The organism is Kitasatospora sp. YST-16 (assembly GCF_026802215.1).
In the GTDB taxonomy this organism is placed as follows: domain Bacteria; phylum Actinomycetota; class Actinomycetes; order Streptomycetales; family Streptomycetaceae; genus Kitasatospora; species Kitasatospora cineracea.
This window is the reverse complement of the sequence record NZ_CP113837.1, coordinates 1,845,658-1,862,796: the sequence shown is the minus strand read 5'-3', so window position 1 is coordinate 1,862,796 and position 17,139 is coordinate 1,845,658. Positions and strand designations below refer to the sequence as shown.

15 protein-coding genes are annotated in these 17,139 nt (G+C 73.7%); 12 read left to right on the top strand and 3 right to left on the bottom strand.

Features of this window, described 5'->3' with window-relative positions:
* Nucleotides 1–83 precede the first annotated feature (83 nt).
* The 6 genes from OU787_RS08460 to OU787_RS08435 all read left to right on the top strand — a co-directional run bounded on the left by OU787_RS08460 (nucleotide 84) and on the right by OU787_RS08435 (nucleotide 8,518).
* Complete coding sequence (locus tag OU787_RS08460) at nucleotides 84–2,429, top strand: M4 family metallopeptidase (protein WP_268658970.1); 2,346 nt, start codon at nucleotides 84–86, stop codon at nucleotides 2,427–2,429.
* A 204-nt stretch (nucleotides 2,430–2,633) separates the two neighbouring features.
* A complete protein-coding gene (locus OU787_RS08455; protein WP_030464555.1) occupies nucleotides 2,634–3,962 on the top strand; it encodes an ammonium transporter in 1,329 nt (442 codons plus the stop codon).
* Nucleotides 3,959–4,297 carry a P-II family nitrogen regulator gene (locus OU787_RS08450; protein ID WP_030464556.1) on the top strand — a complete coding sequence of 113 codons (339 nt, stop codon included), beginning with the start codon at nucleotides 3,959–3,961 and terminating at the stop codon, nucleotides 4,295–4,297. Before OU787_RS08455 ends, OU787_RS08450 begins: the two co-directional genes overlap by 4 nt.
* Nucleotides 4,298–4,578: 281 nt before the next feature.
* A complete protein-coding gene (locus tag OU787_RS08445; RefSeq protein ID WP_030464557.1) occupies nucleotides 4,579–5,727 on the top strand; it encodes a macrolide family glycosyltransferase in 1,149 nt (382 codons plus the stop codon).
* A 312-nt stretch (nucleotides 5,728–6,039) separates the two neighbouring features.
* Entirely contained in the window at nucleotides 6,040–8,163 is a 2,124-nt protein-coding gene (locus OU787_RS08440) for a carbohydrate binding domain-containing protein (RefSeq protein ID WP_035957726.1), read from the top strand.
* 115 nt (nucleotides 8,164–8,278) lie between these two features.
* Nucleotides 8,279–8,518, top strand: coding sequence for a hypothetical protein (locus OU787_RS08435; protein ID WP_268658969.1), 240 nt, complete (start codon nucleotides 8,279–8,281; stop codon nucleotides 8,516–8,518).
* 19 nt (nucleotides 8,519–8,537) lie between these two features.
* Here OU787_RS08435 and OU787_RS08430 read toward each other — a convergent pair whose 3' ends face one another.
* A complete protein-coding gene (locus tag OU787_RS08430) occupies nucleotides 8,538–9,284 on the bottom strand; it encodes an SDR family oxidoreductase (RefSeq protein WP_442788439.1) in 747 nt (248 codons plus the stop codon).
* A 406-nt stretch (nucleotides 9,285–9,690) separates the two neighbouring features.
* On the opposite strand from OU787_RS08430, the gene OU787_RS08425 reads away from it, so the two are divergent.
* From OU787_RS08425 to OU787_RS08405, 5 genes are all read left to right on the top strand, one after another.
* Nucleotides 9,691–10,725: an alpha/beta hydrolase gene (locus OU787_RS08425; RefSeq protein ID WP_268658967.1), complete on the top strand. Its 1,035-nt coding sequence runs from the start codon at nucleotides 9,691–9,693 to the stop codon at nucleotides 10,723–10,725.
* Between the two features lie 285 nt (nucleotides 10,726–11,010).
* Complete coding sequence (locus OU787_RS08420; protein WP_030463561.1) at nucleotides 11,011–11,772, top strand: hemerythrin domain-containing protein; 762 nt, start codon at nucleotides 11,011–11,013, stop codon at nucleotides 11,770–11,772.
* Nucleotides 11,773–11,974: 202 nt separating this feature from the next.
* Nucleotides 11,975–12,691 carry an acyl-CoA-like ligand-binding transcription factor gene (locus tag OU787_RS08415; protein ID WP_268658966.1) on the top strand — a complete coding sequence of 239 codons (717 nt, stop codon included), beginning with the start codon at nucleotides 11,975–11,977 and terminating at the stop codon, nucleotides 12,689–12,691.
* 145 nt (nucleotides 12,692–12,836) lie between these two features.
* Nucleotides 12,837–13,592: an SDR family NAD(P)-dependent oxidoreductase gene (locus tag OU787_RS08410; protein WP_268658965.1), complete on the top strand. Its 756-nt coding sequence runs from the start codon at nucleotides 12,837–12,839 to the stop codon at nucleotides 13,590–13,592.
* Between the two features lie 60 nt (nucleotides 13,593–13,652).
* Nucleotides 13,653–14,693 carry an NAD(P)-dependent alcohol dehydrogenase gene (locus tag OU787_RS08405; RefSeq protein WP_030463558.1) on the top strand — a complete coding sequence of 347 codons (1,041 nt, stop codon included), beginning with the start codon at nucleotides 13,653–13,655 and terminating at the stop codon, nucleotides 14,691–14,693.
* A 110-nt stretch (nucleotides 14,694–14,803) separates the two neighbouring features.
* On the opposite strand, the gene OU787_RS08400 is transcribed toward OU787_RS08405, so the two are convergent.
* Nucleotides 14,804–15,277 (bottom strand): pyridoxamine 5'-phosphate oxidase family protein, encoded by a 474-nt coding sequence (locus OU787_RS08400; RefSeq protein ID WP_268658964.1) that lies wholly within the window; start codon nucleotides 15,275–15,277, stop codon nucleotides 14,804–14,806.
* Nucleotides 15,278–15,347: 70 nt separating this feature from the next.
* On the opposite strand from OU787_RS08400, the gene OU787_RS08395 reads away from it, so the two are divergent.
* Entirely contained in the window at nucleotides 15,348–15,899 is a 552-nt protein-coding gene (locus OU787_RS08395; RefSeq protein ID WP_030463556.1) for a DUF1697 domain-containing protein, read from the top strand.
* A gap of 57 nt (nucleotides 15,900–15,956) precedes the next feature.
* Here the strand turns inward: OU787_RS08395 and OU787_RS08390 are convergent, their stop codons facing one another.
* Entirely contained in the window at nucleotides 15,957–16,997 is a 1,041-nt protein-coding gene (locus OU787_RS08390; RefSeq protein WP_268658963.1) for a helix-turn-helix transcriptional regulator, read from the bottom strand.
* Nucleotides 16,998–17,139: the final 142 nt, after the last annotated feature.

Sequence of the window (17,139 nt, the reverse complement as noted above, 5' to 3'; positions counted from 1 at the left end):
GCAGGGGCCCCCGCTGCGCCGCAACCGCGGCCAGATTCTCTCCACCGCTCGTGACCCCGCGACGGTCGGTAAAGGAGTCCCGCATGTCTCGCTACACGCATGCCCGCGTGAGCATGGCCGCCCTGGCCGCCACCACCGCCCTGCTGGTGACCGCGATCCCGGTGGCCGTGGCCCAGGCCGCCCCCACCGCCGGCGCCCAGGTCGCCGGCCAGCAGGCGGCCGCCGGGCACGCCCAGCTGATCGCCGACGCGGGCACCCGCTCCGCCGGCTTCGCGCAGGGCCTGGGCCTGGGCTCGGCCGAGAAGCTGGTGGCCAAGGACGCGTTCAAGGACGCCGACGGCACCCAGCACTTCCGCTACGAGCGCACCTACAACGGACTCCCCGTGCTCGGTGGCGACCTGATCGTCCACCAGGCGGCCAACGGCACCACCAAGGGCGTCGACCGGGCCTCCACCGCCTCGCTGACCGGCCTGTCCACCACCCCGAAGCTGGCCGCCGCCAAGGGCCAGTCCACCGCGCTCGCCGCCGAGGCCGGCTCCGCCCTGGAGACCGCGCCCCGCCTGGTCGTCTGGGCCGCCGACAACAACCCGCGGTTGGCCTGGGAGACCGTGGTCTCCGGCACCGAGAAGGACGGCACCCCGAGCAAGCTGCACGTGATCACCGACGCCACCACCGGCGCCGTGATCCAGAAGGTCGAGGGCGTGCAGACCGGCACCGGCAACGGCGTCTTCGTCGGCAACGTCACCATCGGCACCACGCTGTCGGGTTCGACGTACCAGATGAAGGACGCCACCCGCGGCGGGATGTACACCACCAACCTGAACAACGGCACCAGCGGCAACGGCACCCTGTTCACCAAGTCGACCGACAGCTGGGGCGACGGCACCGTCTCCAACAAGGAGTCCGCGGCCGTCGACGCCCACTACGGCGTCTCGATGACCTGGGACTACTACAAGAACACCTTCGGCCGCAACGGCATCCGCAACGACGGCGTCGGCGCGTACAGCCGGGTCCACTACGGCAGCAACTACGTCAACGCGTTCTGGGACGACACCTGCTTCTGCATGACCTACGGCGACGGCTCGGGCAACACCCAGCCGCTGACCGAACTCGACGTCGCGGGCCACGAGATGACGCACGGCGTCACCTCCAACACGGCGGGCCTGAACTACTCGGGCGAGTCCGGCGGCCTGAACGAGTCCACCTCGGACGTGTTCGGCACCATGGTCGAGTTCTACGCGAACCTGCCCAAGGACAACCCGGACTACCTGATCGGCGAGCTGATCAACATCAACGGCGACGGCACGCCGCTCCGTTACATGGACAAGCCCTCCAAGGACGGCTCCTCGGCCGACTCCTGGTACAGCGGCGTCGGCAACCTCGACGTCCACTACTCCTCCGGCGTCGGCAACCACCTCTTCTACCTGCTGTCCGAGGGCAGCGGCGCCAAGGTGGTCAACGGTGTCAGCTACAACTCGCCGACCGCCAACGGCATCACCGTCACCGGCATCGGCCGGGACAAGGCCGCCGCGATCTGGTACCGCGCGCTGACCACCTACTGGACCTCCACCACCAACTACGCCAGCGCCCGGGCCGGCATGCTCTCCGCCGCGACCGACCTGTACGGGGCCAACTCGGCCGAGTACAACGCCACCGCCACCGCCTGGGCCGCCGTCAACGTCGGCAGCGCCCCCAGCACCGGCGGCCCGACCGTCACCAGCCCGGGCAACCAGTCCACCGCGCTGAACGGCTCGGTCAACCTGCAGGTCAAGGCCACCGGTGGCACCGCGCCGCTCAGCTACTCGGCCACCGGCCTGCCCACGGGCCTGTCGATCAACGCCTCCACCGGCGTGATCAGCGGCACCGCCACCGCGGCCGGCACCTACAACGTGACCGTCACCGCCAAGGACGCCGCCAACAAGACCGGCACCGCCTCCTTCACCTGGACCGTCACCTCCGGCGGCGGCACCGGCTGCACCCCGACCCAGCTGCTCGGCAACCCCGGCTTCGAGACCGGCACCGCCAGCCCCTGGACCGGTACCTCCGGCGTCGTCGACAACTCCACCTCCCAGCCCGCCCACAGCGGCTCCTGGAAGGCCTGGATGGACGGCTACGGCTCCAGCCACACCGACAGCCTCACCCAGACCGTCACCATCCCGGCCGGCTGCAAGGCCACGCTGAGCTACTGGCTGCACATCGACACCGCCGAGACCACCACCTCCACCGCCTACGACAAGCTCACCGTCACCGTCAACGGCACCACGGTCGCCTCGTACTCCAACCTCGACAAGAACACCGGCTACGCCCAGAAGAGCGTCGACCTGTCGGCCTACGCGGGCCAGAGCGTCACGGTGAAGTTCAACGCGGTCGAGGACTCCTCGCTGCAGACCTCCTTCGTGATCGACGACACCGCCGTCCAGACCGGCTGAACCCGGTGAACCGGCCGTTGCCCGGCAGCCGCACCAGCGGCCGCCGGGCAACGGCGTGTCCGGGGCCGGCACCGGTGCCCGGGGTGCCGGGGACGGCGCCCGGGGTGTCCGGACGGTGAGATTTTGGAAACTCCGGGGAAACCCGAAACACCGCCGAAACACCCGCGACGGCGACGCGAAATCCGGCCCGGCGACACTCCCCGCATGCTCCTCGCTGACTCCCCACCCACCCTGGACAGCGGCGACACCGCCTGGCTGCTGGCCTGCACCGCGCTCGTGCTGCTGATGACCCCGGCCCTGGCGCTGTTCTACGGCGGCATGGTGCGCACCAAGAGCGTGCTCAACATGATCATGATGAGCTTCGTGTCGATCGCCGTGGTCACCGTGGTCTGGCTGCTGGCCGGCTACTCGCTGGCCTTCGGCAAGGACGCCGGCTGGGGCCTGATCGGCTCCCTCGACCACCTCGGGATGGCCGGCATCACCCCGCACAGCCTCACCGGGCACGTCCCCACCCTGCTGTTCGCCACCTTCCAGCTGACTTTCGCGATCATCACCGCCGCGCTGATCTCCGGCGCCATCGCCGACCGGGCCAGGTTCGGCTCCTGGGTGGCCTTCACCGCGGTGTGGACGCTGCTGGTGTACGTGCCCGTCGCGCACTGGGTGTTCGCCCCCGACGGCTGGATCCTGAAGGACCTCGGCGCCCTCGACTTCGCCGGCGGCACCGTCGTCGAGGTCAACTGCGGCGCCAGCGGCCTGGCCCTGGCCCTGCTGCTCGGGCCGCGCCTGGGCTTCAAGAAGGAGGCGATGCGCCCGCACAACCTGCCGCTGGTGCTGCTCGGCGCGGGCCTGCTCTGGTTCGGCTGGTTCGGCTTCAACGGCGGCTCCGCGCTGGGCGCCAACGGCCTGGCCGCCGCCGCGGTCCTCAACACCCAGGCGGCCGGCTGCGCGGGCCTGCTCGGCTGGCTGCTGGTGGAGAAGAAGCGCGACGGCCACGCCACCACCCTCGGCGCCGCCTCCGGCGCGGTGGCCGGCCTGGTCGCCATCACCCCGTCCTGCGGCAGCGTCGACCTGCTCGGCGCGCTGGTGATCGGCCTGGCCGCCGGACTGGTCTGCTGCTACGCCGTCAGCTGGAAGTTCCGGCTGAACTACGACGACTCGCTCGACGTGGTCGGCGTGCACTTCGTGGCCGGCGTCATCGGCACCCTGCTGATCGGCCTGTTCGCCACCGCCGCGATGACCGGCGGCCCCACCGGGCTGCTGCACGGTGGCGGGATCGGCCAGTTCGGCAAGCAGCTGGTCGCCGTCCTGGTGGTCGCCGGGTACGCGTTCGCCATGACGTACGGCATCGGCCGGGCGATCGACCGGCTGATGGGCTTCCGGGCCGCGCCCGAGCACGAACTCACCGGGTTGGACCTCGCCGTGCACGCCGAGACCGCGTACGATCACGGCGTCCTGGGCCACGGCTCCGCCACCGCCCACGCCAGCCTGCACCAGCACGGTGCGCCCGCCTCCGACAGGACCCGCCCCGCATGAAGCTGATCACCGCCGTCGTCAAGCCGTTCAAGCTGGACGAGGTCAAGACCGCGCTGCAGGAGCTCGGCGTGCACGGGCTGACCGTCACCGAGGCCAGCGGGTACGGGCGGCAGCACGGGCACACCGAGGTGTACCGGGGTGCGGAGTACCGGATCGACCTGGTGCCGAAGGTCCGGATCGAGGTGGTGGTGGAGGACGAGGACGCCGAGCGGGTCACCGACGCCATCGTGGCCGCGGCCCGGACCGGGAAGATCGGCGACGGCAAGGTGTGGACGGTGCCGGTCGAGGGCATCGTCCGGGTCCGCACCGGCGAGCGCGGACCGGACGCGGTCTGACGATCCGTCAATCTGCTCTGCTCTCCCGGGTGTTGCCGCGCCCGGGAGTTCTGCCCGCCCGTTAATCCGGATGCGGTCCGGCCGCATCCGGGCTAGGGTCGCCGGCATGTCCTCCTTCCACCAGATCTACGGCTGACGCGGCCGGGGCAGTGCCCCGAGCCCCCGCGTCCCGCCCGCCCCGCGCGCCTTCGTGACGGCGCCCCGGCGGTGCGGTGTGTTGTCCACGCCCCCGTAGAACGGAAGCAGGTGCTCCTCCCGTGACCCGTCGCGCCCACATCGCCATGATCGGCATCCCGGCCGTCAGCCACGTCCGCCCCAGCCTGGAAGTGATCCGCGAACTCGTCGCCCGCGGCCACCGGGTGACGTACGTCAACGACCCCTCGGCCGCCGGGCTGATCGCCCCCACCGGTGCCGAGCTCGTCCCCCACCCCTCCACCCTCCCGGTCGCCGACCACGACTGGCCCGAGGACGCGATCGGCGCCATGCGGGTCTTCCTGGAGGACGCGATCGCCATGCTGCCCCGGCTGCACGCGCACTACGACGCCGATCCGGCCGACCTCTACCTGTACGACATCGGGGCCTACGCGGCCCGGGCGCTCGCCGAGGCGCAGGGCCGGCCGGTCGTGCAGCTCTCGCCGACGCTGGTCGGCTGGGACGGCTACCAGCAGGAGATCGGCGCCCAGCTGCGGCAACTGCCCGGCGCCGACGCCTACTTCGACCGGTTCGCCGGGTGGCTGGCGGGCAGCGGCGCCACCACGCTCGACGTGGACGACTTCTCCGGACGGCCGGTCCGGGCCGTCGCCATGATCACCGAGGCGATGCAGCCGCACGCCGACCGGGTCGACCGGGCGGCGGTCGACTTCGTCGGCCCGTGCTTCGACCTGCGGGCCGAGCAGGGGAGCTGGCGGCGGCCGGCCGGGGCGGAGAAGGTGCTGCTGGTCTCGCTCGGCTCGGCGTTCACCCGGCAGCCGGAGTTCTACCGCAACTGCCTGGCCGCCTTCGGCGACCTGCCCGGCTGGCACCTGGTGCTGCAGATCGGCAGGCACACCGACCCGGCGGAGCTGGGGGAGGTCCCGCCCGGCGTCGAGGTGCACCCCTGGGTGCCGCAGCGGGCGGTGCTGGCGCAGGCCGACGCCTTCGTCACGCACGCCGGGATGGGCGGCTGCGGGGAGGGCCTGCTCGCCGGGGTGCCGATGATCGCGGTGCCGCAGGCCGCCGAGCAGTTCATGAACGCCGACCGGCTGGTCGAGCTCGGCGTGGCCCGCCGGATCGACACCGCGGACGCCACGCCGCAGGCGCTCCGCGCGGCGCTGGCCGAGCTGGTCGGCGACCCGGAGGTGGCGGCCCGCTCGCGCGCGCTGAGCGCGCGGGCGCGGTCCGAGGGCGGCACCGCCCGCGCCTGCGACCTGATCGAGCAGCAGCTGGGCTGACCTCCCCGGGGGCGCCGCACCGCGCCGGTCCACCGTTGACGAACGGTCAGCGGCGGGCCGGCGCGTCCGTTTTCCCGGCCCGTTCTCCCGGTCACGGCGGCCCGCCGCCTCCCTTGACGGGCGTCCGGGCGGACCCTATGGTCATGCCACTGCAAGTTTCCAGCAAGTTTCAACGCCTTTGCAGCGTCCTTGCAGTAGCGACCCTCCCCCCGTCGCGCTGACGGCACACCCCCGCCGTCGCGGCCCCCCACCCTGCCGCCTCCCGTCCCGCGACCTGCGTCCGCGGTGCGGGCCTCCCCCAGGAGCGCTCCCTTGCCCACCTCCGCCCCCGCCCGCAGAAGGCGGCTCGCCGCCGCCACCACCGCGCTCGCGGCGCTCGGCCTCTCGGTCGGCGCCGGGCTCTCGCTCGCCCCCACCGCCACCGCCACCCCGCCCGGCGGCAAGGACGTCACCGCCACCCTGTTCGAGTGGAAGTTCGACTCGGTGGCCAAGGCGTGCACCGACACCCTCGGCCCCAAGGGCTACGGCTACGTCGAGGTCTCCCCGCCGCAGGAGCACATCCAGGGCGCCCAGTGGTGGACCTCCTACCAGCCCGTCAGCTACAAGATCGCCGGCCGGCTCGGCGACCGCGCCTCGTTCCAGAACATGGTCAGCACCTGCCACGCCGCGGGCGTCAAGGTGGTCGCCGACGCGGTGGTCAACCACATGACCGCGGGCAGCGGCACCGGCACCGGCGGCACCAACTACACCAAGTACAACTACCCGGGCTACTACCAGGACCAGGACTTCCACTCCTGCCGGACGCAGATCACCAACTACGGCGACCGCTCCAACGTGCAGAACTGCGAGCTGGTCGGCCTGGCCGACCTGAACACCGGCTCCGGCTACGTCCAGCAGACCATCGCCAACTACCTGAGCGACCTGCTCACCCTGGGCGTCGACGGCTTCCGGATCGACGCCGCCAAGCACATCGCCGCGAGCGACCTGGCCGCCATCAAGTCCAAGATGAGCAACCCGAACGCCTTCTGGGTGCAGGAGGTCATCTACGGCGCGGGCGAGGCCGTCCAGCCCTCCGAGTACACCGGCAACGGCGACGTCGACGAGTTCCGCTCCGCGACCTGGCTGAAGAGCGCCTTCAACGGCGGCAAGATCTCCGACCTGCAGAGCTGGGGCAGCGGCCTGCTCGGCTCCGCCCAGGCCCGCACCTTCGTCGACAACTGGGACACCGAGCGCAACGGCTCGACCCTGAACTACAAGTACGGCTCCGCCTACACGCTGGCCAACGTCTTCATGCTGGCGAACCCGTACGGCTCGCCGAACGTCTACTCCGGCTACGCGTTCAGCAGCAACGACGACGGCCCGCCCAACGGCGGCACCGTCAACGCCTGCTACCAGGACGGCTGGAACTGCACCCACGCCTGGCGCCAGGTCGCCAACATGGTGGGCTTCCGCAACGCGGTCGCCGGCACCGGCATGACCAACTGGTGGTCCAACGGCAACAACGCGATCGGCTTCGGCCGCGGCAGCAAGGGCTACGTGGCGATCAACCGGGAGTCCGGCGCGATCACCCAGACCTTCCAGACCTCGCTGCCGGCCGGCACCTACTGCGACGTCCAGCACGGCGACCCGGTGAACGGCGGCTGCACCGGCCAGACCTACACCGTCGGTTCGGACGGCAAGTTCACCGCCACCGTCGGCGCGGGCGACGCGGTCGCCCTGTACGTCGGCGCCGGCGGCACCGCCACCGCCACGCCCACGCCGTCCGCCTCCGCGTCGCCGTCCGCCTCGCCGACCGGCAGCGGCAACAGCGCCACCGTCTTCTACTCGACCGACAAGAACTGGTCGGCCTACGACCTGCACTACGCCCCCAACGGCGGCAGCTGGACCACCGCCCCCGGCGTGGCCATGGACGCGGCCTGCACCGGCTGGGTGAAGAAGACCGTCAGCCTCGGCACCGCCACCGGCCTGGCCGCCACCTTCAACAACGGCAGCGGCACCTGGGACAACAACGGCGGCAGCAACTACGCCCTGGGCACCGGCAACGTCACCGTCAAGGACGGCGCGATCGGCAGCGGCGACCCGTGCGCCACCGCCACCGCCTCCCCGTCCGCCTCGGCCTCCGCGTCCTCCTCGCCGTCGGTCGGCACCGGCGCGTCCTTCGCGGTCAACGCCACCACCACGGTCGGCCAGAACATCTACGTGGTCGGCGACGCGGCCGAACTGGGCGGCTGGGACACCTCGAAGGCGCTGCTGCTCTCCTCCGCCGCCTACCCGGTGTGGAAGCTCGACGTGGCGCTGAACGCCGGGACCGCGATCCAGTACAAGTACGTCCGCAAGGACGCCGCCGGGAACGTCACCTGGGAGAGCGGCGCCAACCGCACCGCGACCGTCCCGGCCAGTGGCGAGGTCGCGCTGAACGACACCTGGCGCAGCTGAGCCCGGCCCCGGCGGCGATCGGTAGGTCACGGCCCGGGCGGCCAAACCGCCCGAACGGATGGAATCCCGGCTCCGGGGGGAGTCGGGAGGCCCGCCCGCTGGAAGCATCGGGCGGGTGAGCACCACCACCCCCACCCACCCCCACACCCCCATCCTGGACGTCGAACTCCGCGGCGGCCGCTGGGACGGACACCTCAAACGGGTCCGCCCCAGCGCGCCGCCGCCGTCGTTGCGGATGGTGCTGCGCGCCGAACTCCCCGACCCGGCCCGCGGCGAGCAGTGGCCCACCACCAGCGTCTACCGTTACGACCCGGACGGGCCCCGGCCGACGTACCGCCACTCGCACGACGAGTGAGGCCGCCGCCGACGGGCCCTCAGCCCCGGCCGATGTACGGCATCGCGGTGGCCATCACGGTGGCGAACTGCACGTTCGCCTCCAGCGGCAGCTCCGCCATGTGCCGCACCGTCCGGGCCACGTCCGCGACGTCCATGGTCGGCTCGGGCGCGGTCCGCCCGTCCGCCTGCCGCACCCCCGTGTCCATCGCCGCCGTCATGTCGGTGGCCGCGTTGCCGATGTCGATCTGCCCGCAGGCGATCCGGTACGGGCGGCCCTCCAGCGACAGGGCGCGGGTCAGGCCGGTGACGGCGTGCTTGGCCGCGGTGTAGGCGATCGCGTGCGGGCGCGGCACGTGGGCGGAGATCGAGCCGTTGTTGACGATCCGTCCGCCCTGCGGGTCCTGCTCCTTCATCCGGCGGAACGCGGCCCGCGCGCACAGGAACGCGCCGGTCAGGTTGAGGTCGACCACGGCCCGCCAGTCGGCCGCCGCCACCTCCTCGACCGGGGCGGAGCGGCCGAACGTCCCGGCGTTGTTGAACAGCAGGTCGATCCGGCCGAAGTGCCCGACGGCCGCGTCGAACAGCGCCTCCACCTGCTCCTCGTCGGTGACGTCGGCGGGCACCGCCAGGACGCGGTCCGGCCCGAGCCCGGCGGCGGTCTCCGCCAGCGGGGCGGCCCGGCGCCCGGCCAGCACCAGCCGCCAGCCGGCCCGGGCGAGCTCGCGGGCCACGGCGCGGCCGACGCCGCTGCCCGCACCGGTGATCACGGCAACCTGCTGGGACACGCGCACACTCCTCGGGTGGATCCGGGACACCGAACCACCATGATCGCCGGGCCGGGGCGCCGCGTCAGCTGGAGGACCGTCCAAGCCGCGCCGCGCCACCGGACCCCCGGCCCGGTGCGGACTTCCGGCCCGGCGCGGATCCCCGGCCCGGCGCGGATCCCCGGCCTGGTGCGGACCCCCGCCGACCGGCCGGAGCACCCCCGCCGACCGGTGGGTTGTGGGCCCCGCCGCAACCGGCCCGGGGGGAGGCACGTCATAGGATCACGGGAGGCCCGGACCGCCGCAGCGCGCGCGGCCGGGGCCGCAACCCTGGGCGAAGCTGCCGCCCGCGGCAGCCGTCCCCGACACTCACTGACCAGGGCCCCCACCCGGCTGCCGGGCCGGCCCCCCGCCCGGAGAGACCACCGTGCTGCCGCAGCCCCGCCCCGCCGCCCGCCGCCCACTGGCGGCCGCCGTCGCCCTGCTCGCCCTCACCGTCCCGCTCGCCGCCTGCGGCAGCTCCGGCAGCGGCGCCGACGCCGCCCGGGCCGCGATCTCCACCGGCCAGAACTCCGGGTCCGCGGCCGCCGCGCCGCCCAGCAGTGCCCCGCCGAAGCCGACCAAGGTCCTGATGCCGACCGGCCCGGCCACCCAGTTCACCAAGGCCCGGGACACCCCGGCCGGCCCGATCATGATGACCACCCTGGCCGGCGCCAAGTCCGGCGTCAGCGGCAAGGTCTGGATCTGGCTGCCGCCCGAGTACAACGACCCGAAGTACGCCAAGACCGGCTTCCCGGTGCTGACCCTGTACGCGGGCGGGCAGAGCGCCGGCTACAACACCTGGACCGACAACCAGCTGCCGATCCAGGAGATCGACCAGCAGCTGGTCGCCCAGGGCAAGGCCCACCCGTTCATCATGATCATGCCGGTGCAGAACCTGGACTCCAACGAGTCCAAGGCCCTGGAGTGCGCCGACATCCCCGGCCAGCCGAAGATCGGCACCTGGATGGCCGAGGACATCCCGGCCTTCGTCCGCGCCAACTTCCGCACCATCAAGGGCCGGGACGGCTGGGCCGTGATGGGCGCCTCCACCGGCGCGTTCTGCAGCGCCAAGCTCGCGCTCCAGCACCCCGACGTGTTCAAGGCCGCGGTGCCGATCGACGGCTACTGGAACCCCGACTCGCCGCTCTGGAAGGGCCACGAGCAGGAGCGCCTGGCCAACAGCCCCGACCAGCTGATCGCCGCCGGCGCCGCCGACGTGCGGATGCTGGCCACCGCGGGCGGCGCCAACCCGTACGAGATCAAGCTGGTGAAGAACTGGGTCGCCAAGGCCAAGGCCCCCACCACCGTGGAGTACTACGAGCAGCCCGGGGGCAAGCACCTCACCTCGGACTTCAAGAAGATGATCCCCACCACGCTGGAGTGGCTGACCGCCAACACCGCCGGGCCGGAGTCCGACTGACCGCGTCCGCGTCGGCGCCCGCACCTCCTGTGTCCGCGCCCGCACCCTTCCGTGTCCGCGTCCCCTGCGGCCGTGGACACGCCCGGGCCCGGGGAGGCGAAGGCAAAACTTCGCCAAAAACCGGGCCCGGAACCCCCGCAACGCTCTGACCTGCACATCAATCGGTCGTTCATTCACCCCTGATGGACTGCGGTCACCCTGGAGCCGTGGACCGGAGAACTGGACCGGGGTGTCGCACCGCGACCCCCGCTCCGGCCAGCCCCAGACCGTCGTGAAGAGAGCGCCATGTCCCGTCACCTGCTGTCCGTTGGTCCCGAGACCGCCCCTGCCCGGCAGGACCAGGCGCCCGCCGCGACGACCGACCCCGCCCCGACCGCCGACCCCGCCACGGTGTCCGAGCCGATCCCGTTCGCCGGGCTGCGCCTGGTGCACGCCGCCGTCCGGCGCGACCTGGCCCGGATCCCGCAGGCGCTGCGCCTGCTCCAGCCCGAGGACCGCGACGCGGCCGAAGCCCTCAAACGGCACTGGGACTTCGTCAACGCCATGATCACCTGCCACCACGAGCAGCAGGACACCCGGCTGTGGCCGGTGCTGCGCCGCTTCGCGCCCGAATTGCGGCTGCTGCTCAACTGGCTGGAGTCCGACCACCACAACCTCGACCAGTGCTTCACCCGCACCACCACGCTGGTCGGCATCGCCACCCGCGACCCGGCCAGCGCCTGGCCGGTCTCCTACGCGGTCGAGGAACTGGCCGCCCGGGTGGAGACCCACCTGCGGATCGAGGAGCGCCAGCTGCTGCCCCGGATGGCGGGCGTCTTCCAGCCCGGCTCCCGGATCGGCACCCTGCCCGAACTGCTCGACCTGCTGCGGGTCGCCGACGGCCCGTCCGCGTCCGACGCCCTGGTGTGGCTGCTGGAGGGCGTCGCCCCGGAGCAGATCGACCGGCTGCTCGCCGACTGCGACGACGAGACCGTGCGCCACTGGCCGCACTGGCGCGACACCTACGCCCGCTGCACCGACCGGCTGTGGGGGCCGACCGGGCAGTAACGGACCACCGGCCCGCCGCCGCCCGACGGGCCGGTCGTGATGTCCCGGCGGGACTGATGTCCCGCCGGGACATTTTCGGGAGTACGGTGGGGCCATGAACACCGACCGGCCCGCGCCGCACACCGCACCCGCGTCCGGGCCTGCACCCGCGTTCGGGCCTGCGTCCGGGCCCGGCCCCGGGGCTGTGTCCGGGCCCGGGGCTGTGTCCGGGACCGGTGCGCAGGGCGTCCCCGGGCCGCGCGGCACCGGGCCGGACGCGGTGGAGCCGGATGCGGCAGGGCGGGACGAGGCAGGGCCCCGGGACGGGGGCGGGGGTGGGGCCGGGCGGCGCGACCGCAAGGCCCGGCGCACCCGCGAGGCGATGGCCGCCGCCGCGCTGCGCCTCACCCTGGCGCACGGCTTCGCCGCCCTCGCCGTCGAGGACGTCACGGACGCCGCCGACGTCTCCCGCCGCACCTTCAGCCGCCACTTCGGCTCCCGCGAGGACGCCGTCCTGGACTGCCTGCGCGCCGACTTCGCCCGGATCAACGAGGCGCTCGCCGCCCGGCCCGCCGCCGAGTCGCCGGTCGCCGCCTACCGGGCCGCCGTCGCCGCCTGGCTGCACGACCCCGACCCCGAGCACCCCGCCTGGCACCGCCGCCCCGGCATGCGCGACCTGTTCGTCCTGATCGACGAGGAGCCCGCGCTGACCGCCGCGTTCCGCCGGATCTCGGTCGCCGAGGAGGAGCAGTCGATCAGGCTGGTCGCCGCCCGGCTCGGCCTGCACCCGGAGACCGACCTGCGCCCCGCCGTCGCCGTCGGCCTCGGCGTCGCCGCCCTGCACGCCGCCACCCGCACCTGGGTGCGCGACCCCGCGGGCGACCTGCCCACCCTGCTCGACCGCGCCTTCGACCTGGCGGCGGCCGAACCCCCCAGCTGACCACGGAAACTGACGAACCGTCAGCCCGCGGTCCCCACCAGCACCACCCCGCACCACCACGCACCACCCCGCGCCGACCACCCGTCGGCCGGGACCAGTACCACCCGCGCCCACCCCTTCGCGCGGCGCACGAGAGGAACCACCCATGACCACCCAGGAGTTCGCCGGCCGCACCGCCCTCGTCACCGGAGGCGCCTCCGGCATCGGCCTGGCGACCGCCACCCTGCTCGCCGAGCGCGGCGCGCAGGTCGCCGTCGCCGACTACAACCTGGACGGCGCCCGCGCGGCCGCCGCCGCGATCGAGGCCACCGGCGCGAAGGCGCTGGCCGTGCAGCTCGACGTCACCGACCCGGCCTCGGTCGAGGCCGCCGTCCGGGCCACCGTGGACGGCCTCGGCCCGCTCAGCCTCGCCGTCAACAACGCGGGCATCGGCGGCCCGGTCGCCCCCACCGGCGAGTACGAGCCGGAGGCGTGGCGCCGGGTGCTGGCCACCAACCTGGACGGCGTCTTCTACTCGATGCGCTACGAACTGCCGGAACTGCTGGCGGCCGGCGGCGGCTCGATCGTCAACATGGCCTCGATCCTCGGCACCAACGGCTTCGCCGGCTCGCCCGCGTACGTCGCCGCCAAGCACGGCGTGGTCGGCCTGACCAAGACCGCCGCGATCGAGTACGCCCCGCAGGGCGTGCGGGTCAACGCGGTCGGCCCCGGCTTCATCGACACCCCGCTGCTGAAGGACACCGACCCGGAGGGCCGCGAACTGCTGATCTCGCTGCACCCCGCCGGGCGGCTCGGCCGGGCCGAGGAGGTCGCCGAGCTGACCGTGTTCCTGCTGTCCGACCGGGCGTCCTTCGTCACCGGCAGCTACCACCTGGTCGACGGCGGCTACGCCGCCCGCTGAGCCGCCGTCAGGGGGGCCGTTTCCCCGGGGGGGACCCGCGCGCGAAGGAGCGTCGAAACCATGAAGGCAGTCCAGTACCGCACCGTCGGCGGCCACCCCGAGGTGGTCACCGTCCCCGATCCCGAGCCCGGCCCCGGGCAGGTGCTGCTGAAGGTCACCGCCGCGGGCGTCTGCCACTCCGACATCGCCGTGATGAGCTGGTCCGCCGAACAGCTGCCGTTCCCGCTGCCGCTGACCCTCGGCCACGAGGGCGTCGGCACCGTCGCCGGGTTCGGCGCGGGCGTCACCGGCCTCACCGAGGGCGAGTCGGTGGCCGTGTACGGCCCGTGGGGCTGCGGCAGCTGCGCCAAGTGCGCGGAGGGCAAGGAGAACTACTGCCTGCGGGCCACCGAACTCGGCATCATGCCGCCCGGGTTGGGCGCGCCCGGCGCGATGGCCGAGTACCTGGTCGTCGACGACCCGCGGCACCTCGTCCCGCTCGGCGACCTCGACCCGGTCCGCACCGTCCCGCTCACCGACGCCGGGCTGACGCCGTACCACGCGATCAAGCGCTCGCTGCCGAAGCTGCTGCCCGGCTCGACGGCGGTGGTGATCGGCACCGGCGGCCTCGGGCACGTGGCGATCCAGCTGCTGCGGACGATGACCGCGGCCCGGGTGATCGCGCTCGACGTCACCGAGGAGAAGCTCGCCCTGGCCCGCACGGTCGGCGCGCACGAGGCGGTCCTCTCGGACGGCGCGGCGGCCGGCAAGGTGCGCGAACTCACCGCCGGGCTGGGCGCGCAGGCCGTCTTCGACTTCGTCGGCGCCCCGCCCACCACGGCCCTGGCCGGGCAGCTGGCCGCCGTCGAGGGCGACGTCACCATCGTGGGCATCGGCGGCGGCACCCTGGCGGTCGGCTTCGGCGCGACGCCGTACGAGGTCTCCGTCACCTCCCCGTACTGGGGCAGCCGCTCCGAGCTGATCGAGGTCCTCGACCTGGCCCGGGCCGGCGCGGTCGACGTGCACGTCGAGACGTACGGCATCGACGAGGCGCCGCTCGCCTACGAGCGCCTGCACGCGGGCAAGATCAACGGCCGGGCGGTGATCCTCCCCAACGGCTGACGGCCCGTCGGCCCGTCGGCCCGTCGGTTCGTCGGTTCGCGGCCGGTGGCGGCTCCCTGCGCTCTCCGCAGGGGGTCGCCACCGGCCGTTCGCGTCAACCGGCCTTCGTGCTACCGGCGTTCGACCACCCGGACGGGGCCGCCCGGGTGCCAGCTGCTGATCACCAGGTGGTCGCCCGCGACCTCGGTCAGCACCGCGCCGGTGAGCTCCAGTCGGAACGCGTGGTAGGGGCCGGGCGGCGGTTCGGGCAGGCCCGCCTCGTACCCGGCGATCTCCGCCGGGTCGGTCAACTCGACGGCGCGCAGCGAGAGTTTGGCGTCCCCGCCGGCCAGGTCGGTGCCGGGCCCGGGGTTGGCGTGCAGCGCGCAGCGGCCGTCCCGGCGCAGGTCGGCGGCCTTGACCGCGCCGGCCATCGAACCGAGGTACAACTCGGCCCCGTGGAAGTCGACTTCGGTGCCGCTCACCCGGGGCGAGCCGTCCTTGGTGAGGGTGGCCAGGACGTGGTGCTTGTGCGCCTCGAAGCGGGCCCGGATCCGCGGGGCGAGGCCGGGGGCCTGCTGCTCGAACTCCTGCCAGGTCGTCATGGCGCGCAGTGTAGGCGCCGGGCCCGACAGTTCCCGGGAGGTGTCGGCGGCGCGGCCTACACTCGGCCGCATGGAGACCTACATCGCCTTCCTGCGGGCGATCAACGTCGGCGGCCGCACCGTGAAGATGGACCGGCTGCGGGAGCTGTTCGCCGGGCTGGGCCTGGAGGGCGTGCGGACGTACATCCAGAGCGGGAACGTCTTCTTCCGCACCGCCGAGACCGACCGGGCGGCGCTGGCGGCCCGGATCGAGGCGGGCCTGGCGGACGGGCTCGGCTACCCCGTGCCGGTGATGCTGCGGACGGTCGAGGAGGTCGAGGCGCTGCTCGCGCTCGACCCGTTCGCCGCGGTCGAGCCCGCCGAGGACAAGCGGCTGTGCGTGCTGTTCCTGTCCGAGCCGCTGCCGGACGAGGTCGCCGCCGCGCTGCCGGTCGCCTCGCCGAAGGGCGACTGGGAGATGGTCGGCGCCACGGCGGACGCGGCGTTCGTGGTGATGTACGTGCGCAACGGCCGGCTGAACGGGAACCCGGCCACCGCCTTCCCCAAGTCCTACCGGGGGCAGGCGACTTCGCGGTTCTTCCACACCACCGCGAAGATCGCCGCCGCGGCCCGCAAGGGCTGACGGGCCCGGACCCCGGGGCCCGGGCCTTGGGCTCCGGACCCCGGGCCTTGGGCCGCGTCAGTGCGGGCGGGCCGCGGCGGCCAGCCGTTCGGCCAACGCCGCGACCAGGCTGCGGAGTTGCTCCGGTTCGACGATCGTGAACGGGCGGTCGAGGGCCGCCAACACGCCCGGGAGCCAGTCGAGTTCGGCCACCCGCAGCTCGACGTCCGACCATCCGTCGGCGTCCGGTTCGCCGACCAGGGCCAGCCCGGCCGGCAGTTGCGCGCGGATCCGGGCCGCGTCCGCCCGGATCCGCAGCCGGACGCGGTGCCGGTGCGGGGCGGTGGCCAGGGCGTGCAGGACGCGCTCGGCCGGGTCCGGCCCGGCGGGCGGCTCGAAGGTGCCCGGCAGCGGGCGGGGCGCGGCCAGCCGGTCGAGCCGGAACAGCCGCTCCGCGTCCGCCCCGGTGTCCCACCCGGTCAGGTACCAGCGGCCCGCGTGCAGCACCAGCCCGTACGGCCGGACGGTCCGCTCGCGGGTGCGGCTGCCGGTGGCGGCGTCGTCGGTGGCGTCGCCGGTGGGGTCGCCGGTGCGGCGGTCCGCGCTGGTGTAGCGGAAGGCCAGCGGGCGGCGGTGGCGCACCGCGTCGGCGACGGTCAGCAGCGCCTCCGGGTCCGGAACGGCAGCGGAGGCCGCGGCGGCGGAGCTCGCGGCGGCGGGTGCGGCGGTGAAGGCCAGGGTCGACAGCAGGGCGTCCAGGCGGTGGGCGAGCCGGGGCGGCAGGACCCGGCGGATCTTCGCGGCGGCCGTCTCGCCCGCGGTGGCGGAGGCGGCGGACAGCCCCGCCCGCTGCGCGGCGGCCAGGCCGAACAGGGCCGCCAGCGCCTCCTCGTCGGTGAGCATCAGCGGCGGCATCCGGTGCCCGGGCGCGAGCCGGTAGCCGCCGTAGCGCCCGCGGACCGACTCCACCGGCAGGTCGAGGTCGACCAGGTGCGCGACGTACCGGCGGACGGTGCGCTCGTCCACCTCCAGCCGTTCGGCCAGCTCCGCGACGGTGCGGACGCCGCCGGACTGCAGCAGCTCCAGCAGGGCGAGGACACGGGCCAGGGGTCGGGTCATGGCGTCGATTCTCCTCCCGATACCGGGCGGATTCCGTCCGGTATCACCGCTAGCGTCGGAATCCGGAACCGGCCGCACCCGGTGTCCGGCGCCGCAGGCCGGTGCCGGACGCCGGTGCCGGACGCCCGGTGCTGAACGCCGG